Origin of the sequence: Streptomyces sp. NRRL B-1347 (genome assembly GCF_000720325.1) — a bacterium.
Lineage (GTDB): Bacteria > Actinomycetota > Actinomycetes > Streptomycetales > Streptomycetaceae > Streptomyces.
Genome location: NZ_JOJM01000002.1, coordinates 135308 through 151417, shown reverse-complemented (window position 1 = coordinate 151417; position 16110 = coordinate 135308). Strand labels below are relative to the sequence as shown.

13 protein-coding genes are annotated in these 16110 nt (G+C 72.6%); 4 read left to right on the top strand and 9 right to left on the bottom strand.

What is annotated here, in order from left to right; translation table 11 throughout:
* Nucleotides 1–88 precede the first annotated feature (88 nt).
* Complete coding sequence (locus IG74_RS0102185; RefSeq protein ID WP_037824266.1) at nt 89–733, bottom strand: uridine kinase family protein; 645 nt, start codon at nt 731–733, stop codon at nt 89–91.
* A gap of 136 nt (nt 734–869) precedes the next feature.
* Between IG74_RS0102185 and IG74_RS0102180 the strand changes: the two genes are divergently transcribed.
* Nucleotides 870–1298, top strand: a complete 429-nt coding sequence (locus tag IG74_RS0102180; protein WP_030668591.1) for a hypothetical protein — start codon at nt 870–872, stop codon at nt 1296–1298.
* Between the two features lie 86 nt (nt 1299–1384).
* Here IG74_RS0102180 and IG74_RS0102175 read toward each other — a convergent pair whose 3' ends face one another.
* The 4 genes from IG74_RS0102175 to IG74_RS0102160 form a co-directional block, all read right to left on the bottom strand.
* The gene (locus IG74_RS0102175) at nt 1385–2281 is read right to left on the bottom strand and encodes an aldehyde dehydrogenase family protein (protein WP_030668589.1); all 897 of its coding nucleotides are present in this window, start codon (nt 2279–2281) and stop codon (nt 1385–1387) included.
* Nucleotides 2282–3739 carry an aldehyde dehydrogenase family protein gene (locus IG74_RS0102170; protein WP_030668586.1) on the bottom strand — a complete coding sequence of 486 codons (1458 nt, stop codon included), beginning with the start codon at nt 3737–3739 and terminating at the stop codon, nt 2282–2284.
* Nucleotides 3740–3744: 5 nt separating this feature from the next.
* Complete coding sequence (gene deoC, locus IG74_RS0102165; protein ID WP_030668583.1) at nt 3745–4725, bottom strand: deoxyribose-phosphate aldolase; 981 nt, start codon at nt 4723–4725, stop codon at nt 3745–3747.
* 195 nt (nt 4726–4920) lie between these two features.
* Nucleotides 4921–7254, bottom strand: a complete 2334-nt coding sequence (locus IG74_RS0102160) for a glycosyl hydrolase family 18 protein (protein ID WP_078868507.1) — start codon at nt 7252–7254, stop codon at nt 4921–4923.
* 207 nt (nt 7255–7461) lie between these two features.
* Here IG74_RS0102160 and IG74_RS0102155 point away from each other — a divergent pair, with 207 nt between their 5' ends.
* Nucleotides 7462–8106 (top strand): PH domain-containing protein, encoded by a 645-nt coding sequence (locus IG74_RS0102155; protein ID WP_030668576.1) that lies wholly within the window; start codon nt 7462–7464, stop codon nt 8104–8106.
* A 318-nt stretch (nt 8107–8424) separates the two neighbouring features.
* Here the strand turns inward: IG74_RS0102155 and IG74_RS0102150 are convergent, their stop codons facing one another.
* The 4 genes from IG74_RS0102150 to IG74_RS0102135 all read right to left on the bottom strand — a co-directional run bounded on the left by IG74_RS0102150 (nt 8425) and on the right by IG74_RS0102135 (nt 12879).
* Nucleotides 8425–9645 carry a mannosyltransferase family protein gene (locus IG74_RS0102150; RefSeq protein ID WP_051854446.1) on the bottom strand — a complete coding sequence of 407 codons (1221 nt, stop codon included), beginning with the start codon at nt 9643–9645 and terminating at the stop codon, nt 8425–8427.
* Nucleotides 9646–9784: 139 nt separating this feature from the next.
* On the bottom strand, nt 9785–11452 hold the full coding sequence (locus IG74_RS0102145; RefSeq protein ID WP_030668570.1) for a phospho-sugar mutase: 1668 nt from the start codon (nt 11450–11452) through the stop codon (nt 9785–9787).
* 50 nt (nt 11453–11502) lie between these two features.
* A complete protein-coding gene (locus tag IG74_RS0102140; protein ID WP_030668567.1) occupies nt 11503–12327 on the bottom strand; it encodes a purine-nucleoside phosphorylase in 825 nt (274 codons plus the stop codon).
* A gap of 114 nt (nt 12328–12441) precedes the next feature.
* Nucleotides 12442–12879: a gamma-glutamylcyclotransferase gene (locus IG74_RS0102135; RefSeq protein ID WP_030668565.1), complete on the bottom strand. Its 438-nt coding sequence runs from the start codon at nt 12877–12879 to the stop codon at nt 12442–12444.
* Nucleotides 12880–13444: 565 nt separating this feature from the next.
* On the opposite strand from IG74_RS0102135, the gene IG74_RS0102130 reads away from it, so the two are divergent.
* Both IG74_RS0102130 and IG74_RS0102125 read left to right on the top strand, forming a co-directional pair.
* On the top strand, nt 13445–14893 hold the full coding sequence (locus tag IG74_RS0102130; protein ID WP_030668562.1) for an NAD(P)H-quinone dehydrogenase: 1449 nt from the start codon (nt 13445–13447) through the stop codon (nt 14891–14893).
* Between the two features lie 224 nt (nt 14894–15117).
* A complete protein-coding gene (locus IG74_RS0102125; protein WP_078868506.1) occupies nt 15118–16089 on the top strand; it encodes a DeoR/GlpR family DNA-binding transcription regulator in 972 nt (323 codons plus the stop codon).
* Nucleotides 16090–16110 lie beyond the last annotated feature (21 nt).

Genomic DNA, 16110 nt, shown 5'->3' with positions numbered 1-16110 from the left:
CGGAAGGCCGGGGGGTCTTTCCGGTCCCGCTTTTTGCGCCTGAACCGGCGCCGCGCTCGCGGACCGAATCGCTCGCCGCGCGGGTCGCTCAAGTGATGGTCGCGGTCTTCTTCGCCTTGATGTGCCGTCCCGCCGCGGCGGCGGCCACGCGGCCGAGGGCCTCCTCCTTGCCGCACGCGTGGGCGCCGAGGGCGGTCTGGCGGGCCACGATGGCGCGTTCGGCGCGCATCAGGCGCCAGCCGCGGCGCAGCAGGAACGGCACGGACTTGCGGCCCTCGCGCAGATCGCGCAGGAGCCGGCGCCGGAACGTCGTCGACGGCCGGCCGCGCAGACAGATCGCGTCCGCCAGGACGCCGAGCTCCCGGCAGCGGTCCACGATGTCCGCGGCGAAGATGCCCTCGGCGATGAACAGCGGCGTGCGCTCGATGTCGAGCGCCTCCTCGCCGACGCGCGCGCTCGTCGAGATGTCGTACACCGGCACGCGGGTGCGGCCCGTGCGGCACAGCTCCTCGATCGCGGCGACCGCGACGTCCGCGTCCCAGGACCCGGGCGAGTCCCAGTCGATGTCCGAGCTGCCCTCGACCAGCGGCAGTGAGGGGTCGGTGCCCTCCTTGTAGAAGTCGTCGAGGCACAGCACGGGCAGCCCGCTGCGGGTGGCGAACGACGACTTGCCGGAGCCTGAAGGCCCGGTGAGCAGGACGACGCGCGTGGGTATCGGAGGATGAGGACTCACGAGAGACCAGTCTGCGGCATTCCGGCGGGGCCCGGCCCCGGCGGGGCGGGCTTTGGTGGGAATGTCCTCGCGCGGCTACGCTGCGTGCGCGCACGATTACGCACGGAGAGATCGTTAGGCGGTCCACATGGTCCAGATGGCGCGAAACCCTGTTCGGTCCGCGGCGCGGAACGCCGCGTCGACGTCGTCCTCCGCTTCCGCGCGGGCGCTCCTGCGGGCGGGCCTCACGGTGTCCGCCGCCGGGGCCGTCCTCGGCGTCGGCGCGGCCGGTGCGGGCGCCGCGGAGCCCGCACCGCCGCCCGTCACCTCGCAGGCCGGCGGCCTGGGGAACCTGGACGTGCAGGCGGCCACCGCGGCCCTGGGCCCTGCGCTCGGGCCCGCGAAGCGGCTGAAGCTCGACCCGCTGGCCGGCACGGGTGTGGATCCGCTCGACAACGCGGTGGGCACGCAGGTCGCCGACTTCCAGCCGGTGAGCACGGCGATGGCGACGGGCCCGCTGACGCAGGGCGGGGCCCTGGGGGACCTGCCGGTGACGGGGGCGGTGTCGGGGCTGCTGCCCGGCTGACGGATCCCCGCTCCCGCCCCCCTCGCAACGGCAAGCGCCGGACGGGCTGGAAGCAGTCCGTCCGGCGCTTGCGGGGCGCTGGGGCCTCAGTACGAGGAGCCCGACGCGCCCAGGGAGCCCGTGGGGTGCCAGACCGTCTTCGTCTCCAGGAACGCGGTGAGGCGCTCCGTGCCCGGGGACGCGGTGAAGTCCGTGTCCACAGCCTGTGGACGCAGCGCGCGCTTCAGGTTGTCCGCCGCCGCGATCTCCAGGTCCTTCGCGAGGTCCGCGGTGGCGCCCGTGAGGTCGATGGCGTTCACGTCCTGGTGGGCGGCGAGCGGGGCCGCGAGCTCCGCCGTCCGGCCGGAGAGGATGTTGACCACGCCGCCGGGGACGTCGGACGTGGCGAGCACCTCACCCAGGGACAGGGCGGGCAGCGGGGCCTTCTCGGCGGCGATGACGACGGCCGTGTTGCCCGTGGCGATCACCGGGGCCAGCACGGACACCAGGCCCAGGAAGGACGACTCCTGGGGCGCGACCACCGCGACGACGCCCGTCGGCTCGGGGGTGGAGAGGTTGAAGAACGGGCCCGCGACCGGGTTCGCGCCGCCCGCGATCTGGGCGATCTTGTCGGTCCAGCCCGCGTACCAGACCCAGCGGTCGATCGCCGCGTCGACCACCGCGGCGGCCTTGGACTTCGACAGGCCCTCGGCCTCGGCGACCTCGCGCACGAACTGCTCGCGGCGGCCCTCCAGCATCTCGGCCACGCGGTAGAGGATCTGGCCGCGCAGGTACGCCGTCGCGTTCGACCAGCCGCCGAACGCCTTGCGCGCCGCCACGACCGCGTCCCGGGCGTCCTTGCGGGACGACTGCGGGGCGTTGGCCAGCCACTTGCCCTTTGCGTCGGTCACCTCGTACACCCGGCCGCTCTCGGAACGCGGGAACTTGCCGCCCACGTACAGCTTGTAGGTCTTGAACACCGCGAGTCGGTCAACCGTGCTCATTTATCGCTCACCCTTCGGGTTCGACGGGGCGAGGTACGCCTCCAGGCCGTGGCGGCCGCCCTCGCGGCCGAAGCCCGACTCCTTGTAGCCGCCGAAGGGCGAGGTCGGGTCGAACTTGTTGAACGTGTTGGCCCAGACGACCCCGGCGCGGAGCTTGTTCGCGACCGCGAGGATGCGCGAGCCCTTCTCCGTCCAGATGCCCGCGGACAGGCCGTACTGCGTGTTGTTCGCCTTGGCGACGGCCTCGTCCGGCGTGCGGAAGGTGAGGACCGACAGGACCGGGCCGAAGATCTCGTCGCGGGCGATGGTGTGCGCCTGGGTGACGTTGGTGAACAGCGTCGGGGCGAACCAGTAGCCCGCGGACGGGAGTTCGCAGGCCGGGGACCAGCGCTCGGCGCCCTCCGCCTCGCCCCGGTCGGCGAGGTCGCTGATGCGGGCCAGCTGCTCGGCGGAGTTGATCGCGCCGATGTCGGTGTTCTTGTCGAGCGGGTCGCCCAGGCGCAGGGTGCCCAGACGGCGCTTGAGGGAGTCGAGGAGCTCGTCCTGGATCGACTCCTGGACCAGGAGGCGCGAGCCCGCGCAGCAGACCTGGCCCTGGTTGAAGAAGATGCCCGTGACGATGCCCTCGACGGCCTGGTCGACGGGGGCGTCGTCGAAGACGATGTTCGCGCCCTTGCCGCCCAGTTCGAGGGTGAGCTTCTTGTCCGTGCCCGCGACCGTGCGGGCGATCTCCTTGCCGACGGCCGTGGAGCCGGTGAAGGCGACCTTGTTGACGTCCGGGTGCGCGACGATGGCCGCGCCCGTGTCGCCGTACCCGGGAAGGATGTTGACGACGCCCTTCGGCAGGCCCGCCTGGCGGCAGATGTCCGCGAAGAACAGGGCGGAGAGCGGGGTCGTCTCGGCGGGCTTCAGGACCACCGTGTTGCCGGCCGCGAGCGCCGGGGCGATCTTCCAGGCCAGCATCAGGAGCGGGAAGTTCCACGGGATGACCTGACCCGCGACGCCCAGCGGGCGCGGGTTCGCGCCGTACCCGGCGTGGTCGAGCTTGTCGGCCCAGCCCGCGTAGTAGAAGAAGTGCGCGGCGACCAGCGGGAGGTCCGCGTCGCGGGTCTCCTTGATCGGCTTGCCGTTGTCGAGGGTCTCCAGGACGGCCAGCTCGCGGCTGCGCTCCTGGATGATGCGGGCGATGCGGAAGAGGTACTTCGCCCGCTCGGCGCCGGGCAGCGCGGACCACTTCTCGAAGGCCTTGCGGGCGGCCTTCACCGCGCGGTCGACGTCCGCCTCGCCGGCCTGCGCGACCTCGGAGAGGACCTCCTCGGTGGCAGGGGAGACCGTCTTGAAGACCTTGCCGTCCGCGGCCTCGGTGAACTCGCCGTCGATGAACAGGCCGTACGAAGGGGCGATGTCGACGACCGAGCGGGACTCGGGGGCCGGGGCGTACTCGAACACAGATGCCATGGTGATCAGTCCACCGTCACGTAGTCAGGACCGGAGTAGCGTCCGGTGGCCAGCTTCTGGCGCTGCATCAGCAGATCGTTGAGCAGGCTGGACGCGCCGAAGCGGAACCAGTGGTTGTCCAGCCAGTCCGCGCCCGCGGTCTCGTTCACCAGGACGAGGAACTTGATGGCGTCCTTCGAGGTGCGGATGCCGCCCGCGGGCTTCACGCCGACCTGGACGCCGGTCTGCGCGCGGAAGTCGCGGACGGCCTCCAGCATCAGCAGGGTGTTGGCGGGCGTCGCGTTGACCCCGACCTTGCCGGTCGACGTCTTGATGAAGTCCGCGCCCGCGAGCATGCCGAGCCAGCTCGCGCGCCGGATGTTGTCGTACGTCGACAGCTCGCCGGTCTCGAAGATGACCTTCAGGCGCGCGTGCCGGGACGCCTCCTTGACGGCGACGATCTCCTCGTACACCTTCAGGTAGTCGCCGGACAGGAACGCGCCGCGGTCGATGACCATGTCGATCTCGTCGGCGCCCGCGGCGACGGCGTCGCGGACGTCCGCGAGCTTCACGTCGAGGGCGGCGCGGCCCGCGGGGAACGCGGTCGCGACCGAGGCGACCTGCACGTCCGTGCCCGCGACGGCCTCCTTCGCGGTGGCCACCATGTCCGGGTAGACGCAGACGGCGGCGGTGCGGGGCGTGGTGCGGTCCGTCGGGTCCGGGTGGACGGCCTTGGCGCCGAGCGCGCGGACCTTGCCGACGGTGTCGGCGCCCTCCAGGGTCGTCAGGTCGATCATGGAGATGGCCAGGTCGATGGCGTACGCCTTGGCCGAGGCCTTGATCGACCGCGTCCCGAGGGAGGCGGCGCGGGCTTCGAGGCCGACCGCGTCCACGCCCGGGAGGCCGTGCAGGAAGCGGTGCAGCGTGGCCGCCGACGCGGTGACGTCGGCGAGGGGCGGGGGCCCTGCGGGCGCGGCTGGCCTTGGAGGCGGTGTCGTCGTCGGCATAGTCACGAGGGGAGCATATCTACGCGCGTAGCTGCCTGTACAGGGGCGGGGGCTGCCTCTGTGGGGGTGGGCCTTGGGTCCTCGCGGGGCGCCCCAGGCCCACCCCTTCCCGGTGACGGGGGGCTCCGCCCCTCCCGGGCCCCCGTCACCGGCGCTCCGCGCCTCGTCCTCAGATGCCGGACGGGCTGGAGGCGGTCACTTCAGACCGTTGTCCAGGGCCGTCATGAGGGTGCCGGTCGGGGTGTCGCCCGACATCTCCCAGACCATGCCGCCGAGCAGGCCCTTCGACTTGATCCACTGGGTCTTCTTGCCGATGGACCAGGTGTCGTCGAAGCTCCACCACTGGCCGTTGTTGCCGGTGTAGCCGTAGGTGGAGACGGACTGTTCGTCGTGGTGAACGGTCATGTTCGGGACGTTGGTGATCAGGTTGTGGTAGCCCCTGGTGCCCGCCTCCTCCGGGAACTGGCCGGGGGCCGCGCCGTTCGCCGACTGCCACTCGCCCTTGACGCCGCCGTCGGCGACCTCCTTCCAGCCGCGGCCGTAGAACGGGAAGCCGACGGTCAGCTTCCGCGGGTTCACTCCGGCGTCCAGATAGGTCTGGACGGCCTTCTCGACGCTGAAGTCGAAGGAGTAGGGGTCCTGTGCGTCGCGGTGCAGATTGGCCTGGTGGCCGGAGCGCTTGGGCTCCCAGGAGTTGTCGCTGCCCGCGCCGTGGAAGTCGTAGCCCTGGACGTTGGCGAAGTCCAGGTACTCGAAGATCTTCTTGATGTCCCAGCCCGCCTCGATCTTCACCGGGTCGGCGGGCGTGAACGCGGTCAGGAGCTTGTGCCGGCCGCCGGTGGCGTCGAGCTGCTTGCGGAACTCGGAGAGCAGCGCGGTGAGGTTGTCCTTGTCGGCCGCGCTGAAGTGGTTGCCGGGGTGGCCCTCCGAGCCCGGCCACTCCCAGTCGATGTCGATGCCGTCGAAGACGCCCGCGCCGGTGCCGGGGCCGCCCGCGCCGTTGTAGACGGGCAGGTCGCCCTTGATCCAGGTGTCGACGCAGGACTTCACGAACTTCGCCCGGGAGGCGGGCGTGGCCGCCGCGTCCGCGAAGAACTTCGAGAACGTCCAGCCGCCGAGCGAGACGACGACCTTCAGGTGCGGGTGCTTGGCCTTGAGCTTCTTCAGCTGGTTGAAGTTCCCGCGCAGCTTGCCCCAGCCGTCGTCCGCGACCCCGTCCACGGACTGCGCGGCGGAGAAGGCGCGGCCGTAGTCGGCCTCGGCGTCGCCCGCGCCGGTGCCCTCGTCCGGGTCCTGCGGATTGCCGGAGACGCCCTTGACCACCCCGGCCAGGCAGGTGTGGTTGACCGGGTCGACGTTCTCGAAGGCGTAGTTGATGACGTCGAGCTTGGCCGCTGCCCCCGAGGTGTCCAGGTTCTTCACGAAGTACTGGCGGCCGTAGATGCCCCACTGGGCGAAGTAGCCGACCGTGAGGTGGTTGCCGGGGCCTGCCGCGTCGTCGGTGGTGACGTTCACGGTGTTCGACGCGGGCGACTCGTTGTCGGCGGTGTCGCGCGCCTTCACGGTGAAGGCGTAGGCGGTGGCGGGGGTCAGGCCCTCGACGGTCGCGGTGGTCGCCGAGGCCGGGACCGTCTTCGCAAGCTCCTTGCCGCGGTAGACGTCGTACGCGGCCACGGCCACGTTGTCCGTGGACTTCTCCCAGGCCAGGGTCGCCGAGACCTGGTTCTTGCCGGTGGCGCGCAGATTGCCGGGCGCGGTCGGCGGGGTCGGGTCGGTGGACGGGTCGACGGTCGTCGCGCTGACCGGCGGGCTCTCCGGGCTGGTGTTGCCGCGCCGGTCCTTGGCCCGGACGGTGAAGGAGTAGCGGGTGGCCGGGGTCAGGTCGGTGACGGTCGCGCTGTTCGTCGCCGAGCTCGCGACCACGCTGCCGCCGCTGAGGACCTCGTAAGTCGTGACCGGGTAGTCGCCCGCGCCCGCCGGGGGCCAGCTCAGGGAGATCGTGCGGGAGGTGGCGGTGGTGACGGTCGGGGTGCCGGGCGCGGTCGGGGGCTTGTCCGGCGTGCCGTCGCACTTGTCACCGTTGACCGTGCAGCCCGTGGGCGTGCCGATCGGGCCCCGCGCGGTGAACTGGTAGCTGTACGGCTCGGTGGAGCCGCCCGCCGGTACGCGGCCGTTGTAGTACGCGTTCTTCACGGTGACGTGGCTGCCCGAGACGGTCGCCTCGCCGTGGGTGTGGCCGCTGACGGTGACGCCGGGCGGCAGGTCGAACTCCAGCGTCCAGCCGGCCGCCGCGGTGGAGCCGCTGTTGCGGACGACGTACTTGCCCTGCCAGGACGAACCGCTGCCCTCGGTGCTGAAGGCCGCGGTGAGGGTGCCCGCGGCGATGGCGGGGGCCGCCGCGAGCGCGGTGAGCAGGGCCGCGGGGAGCAGCAGGGCGGCGAGCAGCACGGCGGTCCTGCCGTGCAGGGCTGCGGCCGCTCTTCGTAAGAGTCCGGGCGTTCTCCTGGTTCCTCTTCCGGTGGGGGTCATGACTCTCCTCGGGGGTGTTCGTTGCGGGTGACTCCTCGGGGTGTGCGTACGGGGGGTGCGTGTGGGAGGGCCGTGCGGCGCCGGGCCGTCGCGTCGCCGGGCGACGGTTAGGCGTACATGACAACCCTCGACGGTACTAGGTCTGGACCAATCGCCATACCCCCGCCGCGCACGGCGCCCGTCAACGCGTCAGGCAGAATCAGCCGTATGACGAGCGACCCGCAGCCCACCCCGGCGGAGCCCACCCCCGCATACAAGGACCGCGTCTACCGGTCGCACGCGGCCATCGCCGGAGGCGTCATGCTGCTCGCGATCGGCGCCTGGCTGGGCGTCGACGCGCTGATCCGGGGCGAGGGCCGCACCCCCTGGGTGGCCCTCGCGGGGCTGCTCTTCGCGGTGCCGCTGGTCGTCGCCTACACCGTGCGGCCCGCCGTGTACGCGAGCGAGGACCGGCTGCGCGTCCGCAACCCGTTCCGCACGATCGTGCTGCCGTGGGGCGCGGTCACCGGGCTCCGCTCCGGGTACTCGAACGAGGTCTTCGCGCAGGACGGCACCAAGTACCAGCTCTGGGCCATCCCGGTGTCCCTGCGCGGCCGCAAGCGGGCCGCCCAGCGGCACGCGCGGCAGGTCGCTTCGGACGACCCGTCCGCGAGCCTGGTCCGCCCCGGCAGCGCACACGAGAACACGCGCGCGCCCGGCGACCAGGCCATGGACGACCTGCGGGAGATCTCCGAGCGCCGCGAGGGCGCGGCGGCCGCGCAGGGCGAGCCGCTGGTGCGCTGGGCGTACGAGATCCTCGGCCCGAGCCTCGCGGGAGCGGTCGTCCTGGCCGTGCTCCTCGCGACCGGCTGAGCCCCGAGGCCGTTGAGAGCCGGACACGGCCGTCGCCGTGTCCGGCAGGGCGGCGCCTCGCAAGGGGGGTGAGCGGGGCGCCGGTGCCGTCGGCTCCCACTGGGGGGCCGGGGAGCCGCCGGACAGCGCTTCCATAGTGGGGCATCGTTGTCCTCGCGCGGCCTCCGGGACGCCCGCAGGGCCCCGACTCCCCGCGAACCGGACCGGATTCAACGCGGCCGCGGCCGGGATGCAGTGGGCACCCATGCCCCGGGGCGCGCCCCGGCGCACCCGGGGGCTCACGGCGGGCCTGGAGGGCTTACAGCGGGCCTGGGGGGCTCACGGCGGCCCCAGCCACACGAGCAGCATGTGCCCGCCGAACGCCGCCGACGTCAGGGCCGCGCCCGCAAGCACCGGCACCACCACCCGCGCCCGGGCCCGGGCGAGCGCGAGTGCCACCGGGAGCAGCAGCGGGAAGCCCGGCAGCAGGAACCGCGCCCGCGGGAAGTACACCCCCCGGGAGCCCAGCACGATCGCCAGCAGCAGGCCCGTGAACACGAGCAGCGGCAGCGGCTGTTCGCGCCCCGCCACCGACAGCGCGAACAGCACGAGCGCGCCGAACAGCACCAAGGTCACCATCACCAGGAACAGCTGCGGCCGCTCCACGACGAACAGGCTCTTCACCCAGCGCAGGGTGCCGACCCCGCCGTCCCACTCGTTGTGCCACCACTTCTGCACCGCGAAGTAGCCGTCCCAGCGGCCGAGCCTGACCCCCACCCAGCCGACGTACGCCAGCCAGCCCAGGGGCGCGAGGACGGCGCCGGCGAGGGCCCGCGCGCAGAAGCCGCGGCGCAGCGCGAGGACCGCCGTCACCGAGACCGCGGCGGCCACCGCGATGCCCGTGGGACGGGTCAGGCCCGCGAGCGCGGCAAGGGCTCCGGCCGTCACCCAGCGCCCGGTGAGGACCGCGTACAGGGACCACGCCACGAAGGCCGTGAACAGGGACTCCGTGTAGCCCATCCACTGCACGAGGGCCACCGGGAGGCACGCCCACAGCACCACGAGCAGCACCCCGGCCCGCCGCCCGTGCAGCCGGTCGCCGACCTTGAAGATCCCCCAGGCCGCGAGGAACGAGGCCGCGCACGCGATCGCCAGGCCCACCGCGCCGCGCGGTGCGGGCACCAGCAGCTCGCCCGCCCGGATCAGCAGCGGGTACAGCGGGAAGAACGCCAGGTTGTTCGTGTCGAAGGTGTGGCCGAGCGCGTCCGCGTACCCGTGCTCGGCGATCTTCAAGTACCAGTCGCAGTCCCAGGACTCGGCGAGCAGGTGCCAGACGCCGCGGTGCTCGCGGCGCGCCCAGAAGGCGAACACCAGCAGGCCGAGGACGCGCACCGCCGCGTACGCGAGGAGCGCCGGGGCCGCGTGCCGCAGCGCGTCGCCCGCCCGCGCGCGCGGGCCCTTCGCCGGCCGTGCGGCGGGACGGGAGCGGCGCGACGAGGGGACGCGGGACGGCGTGTCGGCGGCGAGGCCGGAGAGGCGGGCGAGGGGTCCGTACGGCACTGCGGCTCCCGGGCGTGACAAAAAGAAGGTGCGCTACCGGTCGGACCCTTCCTGGGGTGACCGGCAGCGCACCTGCACGCTGCGTCAGTTGCCGCGCGGAACCACCCGTACGGGTGGAGCGGTCTTCAGCGGGGTGCCGTCAGATTCCGGCCGCCGTCGCGAAGTCCCGCTTCAGGGCGGCCAGGAGCTCCGCGGCCCGCGCGTGGGCGGCCGGCAGGCCCGACCGGTCCGCGACCGGCACCACGACCTCCAGGTAGCACTTCAGCTTCGGCTCGGTGCCGCTCGGGCGCACGATCACCCGCGCGCCTTCGAGGGTGTAGCGCAGGCCGTCGGTGGGCGGCAGCTGCGCCGAGCCCTCGGTCAGGTCCTCCGCGCGCGTGACCGCGAGCCCGGCCAGGCCCGTCGGCGGCTGCTCGCGCAGGCGCCGCATCGCGTCCGCGATCAGCGACAGGTCCTCCACGCGCACCGACAGCTGGTCGGTGGCGTGCAGGCCGTGCTCCACCGCCAGGTCGTCCAGGAGGTCGAGCAGTGTGCGGCCCTCCTCCTTCAGCTCCGAGGCCAGCTCGGTGATCAGGAGCGCCGCCGTGATGCCGTCCTTGTCGCGGACGCCCTCGGGGTCGACGCAGTAGCCGAGCGCCTCCTCGTAGCCGTACCGCAGGCCCTCCACGCGGGCGATCCACTTGAAGCCCGTGAGGGTCTCCTCGTACGCGAGACCCGCCTTCCCCGCGATCCGGCCGAGCAGCGACGACGACACGATCGACTCCGCGAACGTGCCCCGCGCGCCCCTGCGCACCAGGTGCTGCGCCAGCAGGGCGCCCACCTCGTCGCCGCGCAGCATCCGCCACTCGGTCCGCTCGGCGTCGGTGGGCACGGCCACCGCGCAGCGGTCCGCGTCCGGGTCGTTGGCGATCACCAGGTCGGGCCGCGCCTCGCGGGCCGCGGCGAACGCCAGGTCCATCGCGCCCGGCTCCTCCGGGTTCGGGAACGCCACCGTCGGGAAGTCCGGGTCCGCCTCGGCCTGCGCGGCCACGAGCACTGGCTCGGGGAAGCCGGCCCGCGCGAAGGCGGCGAGGAGTGTGTCCTTGCCGACGCCGTGCATGGCCGTGTAGACGGTCCGGGCGGTCCGGGCCGAGCCCTGGCCCAGGACCGCGTCCGTGCGCGCCAGATAGGCCTCCAGGACCTCCTCGCCGAGCACCTCCCAGCCGGAGTCGGGGCGCGGCACGTCGTGCAGGCTCGCCACCGCGTCGATCTCCGCCGCGATCTCCCCGTCGGCGGGCGGCACGATCTGCGAGCCGTCGCCCAGGTAGACCTTGTAGCCGTTGTCGCGCGGCGGGTTGTGGCTGGCCGTGACCTCCACGCCCGCGACGGCGCCCAGGTGCCGTATGGCGAAGGCGAGGACCGGCGTCGGCAGCGGCCGGGGCAGGACGGCGGCGCGCAGCCCCGCCCCGGTCATCACGGCCGCCGTGTCCCGCGCGAAGTCCGCCGACTTGTGGCGGGCGTCGTAGCCGATGACGACCAGGCCGTCGGTGTGGCCCTTGCCCTTCAGGTACGCGGCGAGGCCCGCGGCCGCGCGGATCACCACGGAGCGGTTCATTCGCATTGGCCCCGCGCCCAGCTCGCCGCGCAGCCCGGCGGTGCCGAACTGGAGCGTCCCGCCGAAGCGGGCGGCGAGGTCGGCCAGGACGTCCGCGTCGTCCGCCCCCGCGACGAGCTTCGCCAGCTCCTCGCGGGTCTCCGCGTCCGGGTCCTCGTCGAGCCACGCCTGGGCCCGCGCGATGAGTACGTCGTGGTCCTGGTGGTCAGGCACGTGTGGTCAGCCTCTCCGTGAGGGGGGTCGTACGGCCGGGGGTGGCGCGGTCAGAGGCGGCCGAGGACCTTGCCGAGCAGCTCGCCCATGCGGGTCGCCGAGTCGCGGCCCGCCTGGAGGACCTCCTCGTGGTTCAGCGGCTCGCCCGTCATGCCCGCGGCGAGGTTGGTGACCAGGGAGATGCCGAGGATCTCGGCGCCCGCCTCGCGCGCCGCGATGGCCTCGAGCACGGTCGACATGCCGACGAGGTCCGCGCCGATGGTGCGGGCCATGCGGATCTCGGCGGGCGTCTCGTAGTGCGGGCCGGGGAACTGCGCGTACACGCCCTCTTCGAGGGTGGGGTCGACCTCCTTGCACAGCGCGCGCAGGCGCGGCGAGTACAGGTCCGTGAGGTCCACGAAGTTCGCGCCGACGATCGGGGACGTCGCCGTGAGGTTGAGGTGGTCGCTGATCAGGACCGGCTGGCCCGGGCGCATGCCCTCGCGCAGACCGCCGCAGCCGTTGGTGAGCACGATGGTCTTGCAGCCCGCGGCGACGGCGGTGCGGACGCCGTGCGCGACGGGGGCGACGCCGCGGCCCTCGTAGTAGTGCGTGCGGCCCAGGAAGATCAGGACGCGCTTGTCGCCGACCTTGACGGAGCGGATCTTGCCGCCGTGGCCCGCGACGGCGGGCGGCGGGAAGCCGGGCAGCTCGGTGACCGGGAACTCGGCCTCGGGGGCGCCGAGCGCGTCGACGGCCGGCGCCCAGCCGGAGCCCATCACGAGAGCGACGTCGTGGGTCTCGGCGCCCGTCAGCTCACGCAGGCGCGTGGCGGCGGCGTCGGCGGCGGCGTACGGGTCGCCCTGGATGTCGTCCGGAATAACTGAAGCGTTCACGCCGACGAGGGTAGCCGGTTACGCCCTACGCGCGTAGATGACGAGGCTCACGGGATTGTGATCGTTGCGTTGTCGTTTCCGACAAGCTGATCGCCGGGGCCCTCCAGGAGCGGGTCAGCACGGGCGTTTGCGGAGCTCCATCACGTAGTCGTGGGGGGCGCCCGCGGACTCGGCGGCGTCGGCCAGCTCCCCGAGGTAGCGTGCCGACGGCAGGCCGCCCTCGTAGCCGTTCAGGACGTAGACCCACGCGGGCTCCTCGCCCTCCAGGGTGTGGATCCGCACCCGCATGCGCCGGTAGATGTCGAGGCCGACGCCCTCCCAGCGGTCCATGGAGTCCTCGTCCATCGGCGCCACGTCGTACAGCGTGACGAAGACCTGGGAGCGCGGGGCCTCCACGATCGTGGCGAGTGCGCCCTCCCAGCCCATGTGCTCGCCCCCGAACGTCAGCCGCCAGCCGTTCAGCCAGCCGGTCGCGCGCAGCGGCGAGTGCGGGGCGCGGCGCGTCATGAGCCGCGCGTCGAGATTGCCGGCGTACGCGGCGTAGAGCGACATGCCGTCGAGGGTACGGCTTTCTGGCGTGGGCGCCCTACGCAGTTGCCGTTCTGGGGGCTGCGCCCCCATTCCCGGCTTTCCTGGTGCTTCGCGCCCTTGTCCTTGGTGTCGGTGTCGGTGTCGGTGTTGGTGTCGGTGGGGGATTTCCGCGCTTCGCGCTTGTCCTCAAGCGCCGGACGGGCTGGATGGTGCGCTGCTCGCTCGTGCTCGGGTGCTGGACGGGCTGGGTGGTGCGCTGTTCGTGTGTTCTCGGGTGCTGGACGGGCTGGGTGGTGCGTTGTTCGTTCGTACTCGGGTGCCGGGTGGGGCGGTGTGCGCGCTTCGCGCTTGTCCTCAAACGCCGGACGGGCTTGATGGGTGCGCCGTGTGCTTGTTCTCGGGTGCCGGACGGGCTTGATGGGTGCGCCGTGTGTTTGTTCTCGGGTGCCGGGTGGGGGGATGGTGCGCTGGGTGCTTGTTCTCGGGTGACGGACGGGCTGTAGGAGGGCTCGGGGGTGTGTTGGGGGCGGGGCGGGGCGGGCTGGGGATGGACCCGGGTCAACGTGGGGGCGGCGGGTGCGGGAGAATGGAGTACGTGACTCGGATCGTGATCATTGGTGGCGGACCCGGCGGATACGAGGCGGCGCTGGTCGCGGCCCAGCTCGGCGCGGAGGTGACCGTCGTCGACTGCGACGGTCTGGGCGGGGCGTCGGTGCTCACCGACTGCGTGCCGTCGAAGACCCTGATCGCGACGGCCGAGGTCATGACGACCTTCGACTCGTCGTACGAAGAGCTCGGGATCATCGTCGAGGACGACACCCCGCACATCGACCAGGCCGCCCGGGTCGTGGGCGTGGACCTCGGCAAGGTCAACCGGCGTGTGAAGCGGCTCGCCCTTGCGCAGTCGCACGACATCACCGCGTCCGTGACCAGGGCGGGCGCGCGCGTCCTTCGCGGCCGCGGGCGCCTGGAGGGCCAGCAGGCCATGGACGGGTCGCGGACCGTCGTCGTGCGCGCGGCGGACGGGTCCGAGGAGCGGCTCACCGCCGACGCCGTCCTCATCGCCACCGGCGGCCACCCGCGCGAGGTGCCGGACGCGCAGCCGGACGGCGAGCGCATCCTGAACTGGACGCAGGTGTACGACCTCGACGAGCTGCCCGAGGAGCTCATCGTGGTCGGCTCCGGCGTCACCGGCGCCGAGTTCGCGGGCGCCTACCAGGCGCTCGGGTCGAAGGTGACGCTCGTGTCGTCGCGCGACCGCGTGCTGCCGGGCGAGGACCCGGACGCCGCCGCCGTCCTGGAGGACGTCTTCCGGCGCCGCGGGATGAACGTGATGGCGCGCTCGCGCGCCGCCTCCGCCAAGCGCGTCGGCGACCGCGTGGAGGTCACCCTCGCCGACGGGCGCGTCATCTCCGGCACGCACTGCCTGATGGCCGTCGGCGCCATCCCCAACAGCAGCGGCATGGGCCTGGAGGAGGCCGGGGTCAAGCTCAAGGACTCCGGGCACATCTGGACCGACCGGGTGTCCAGGACCTCCGCCCCCGGCGTGTACGCCGCCGGCGACGTCACCGGCATCTTCGCCCTCGCCTCGGTCGCCGCCATGCAGGGACGCATCGCGATGTACCACTTCCTGGGCGACGCGGTGACCCCGCTGAACCTGAAGACCGTCTCGTCGAACGTCTTCACCGACCCGGAGATCGCCACCGTCGGCTACACCCAGGCCGACGTCGACGCGGACAAGATCGACGCCCGGGTGGTCAAGCTGCCGCTGCTCCGCAACCCGCGCGCGAAGATGCAGGGCATCCGGGACGGCTTCGTCAAGATCTTCTGCCGCCCCGGCACGGGCATCGTGGTCGGCGGCGTAGTCGTCGCGCCGCGCGCTTCGGAACTCATCCACCCCATCTCGATCGCGGTCGACAACAATCTGACGGTGGAGCAGATCGCTAACGCCTTCACCGTGTACCCCTCGCTTTCGGGGTCGATCGCCGAGGTGGCCCGGCAGCTGCACACCCGCAAGACGAGCGGCGAGGCCTGATTCCGGCGTCCTCGACGTCCCAGCGCGTCACCCACGGCCGCCGGAAGTGATCCCTCCGGCGGCCGGAATCAACTCTTCGCAGGTCACAGCCTGTTGCCGTCCATGCGTGCGGCATAGGCGCGTGGAGTACCCCTATACCACTTCCACCCCTGTCGTGCGTACAACTTCTGTAATTCGGCGCAAACTGCTGAAAGCAGACGGTCGTTGGGGTTACTGTCAGTTTCGTGTTCGCTGCAGAACGTCGCCAATTGATCCTCGAAATGGTGCGGGCCAACGGGGCTGTATCGCTCCGTGAGCTCGCCCGCGTCGTCCAGACCTCCGAAGTGACCGTACGGCGGGACGTGCGCGCGCTGGAGGCAGAAGGACTCCTCGACCGCCGGCATGGCGGTGCGGTATTGCCGGGCGGATTCACGCGGGAGTCCGGCTTTCCGCAGAAATCGCATCTCGCGTCCGCCGAGAAGACGGCCATCGCCGACCTCGCGGCGGGTCTCGTCGAAGAGGGCGAGGCCATCGTCGTCGGGGCGGGTACGACCACGCAGGAGCTGGCCCGCCGGCTCGCGCGGGTACCCGGCCTGACCGTGGTCACCAACTCCCTGCTCGTGGCCCAGGCCCTGGCCCACGCCAACAGAGTGGAAGTCGTCATGACCGGCGGCACCCTGCGCGGCTCCAACTACGCCCTCGTGGGCAGTGGCGCCGAGCAGTCCCTGCAGGGCCTCAGGGTCTCGCGCGCCTTCCTGTCCGGCAGTGGCCTGACCGCCGAACGCGGCCTGTCCACGTCGAACATGCTCTCCGCGAGCGTGGACCGCGCGCTCGTCCAGGCGGCGGCCGAGGTCGTGGTCCTCGCCGACCACACCAAACTCGGCACGGACACGATGTTCCAGACCGTGCCGACGGACGTCATCACCCGGCTCGTCACCGACGAGCCGCCCGCCCACGACGACCGTGCGGCCACGGAGCTGCAGGCCCTGGCGGACCAGGGCGTGCAGATCGCCGTGGCGGGCGGAGCTGCGGGCCCCGGCCAGGCCCCCGGAGTTGACCCCGTCCCCACGGGCCGCCAACCCCGCAGGGACGTGCCGCTGCCCGGCCAGCGGCGGGGGCACGGAGGCCAGGGGCCACAGCTGCGCAGTGCGGCGGTCCTGAACGACCAGCAGCCGGGGGAGAGGTCCGCCCGGGTGGCCGATCTGCGGCGGCGGTAGCTTCCGGGGGCGGGGCGCGCC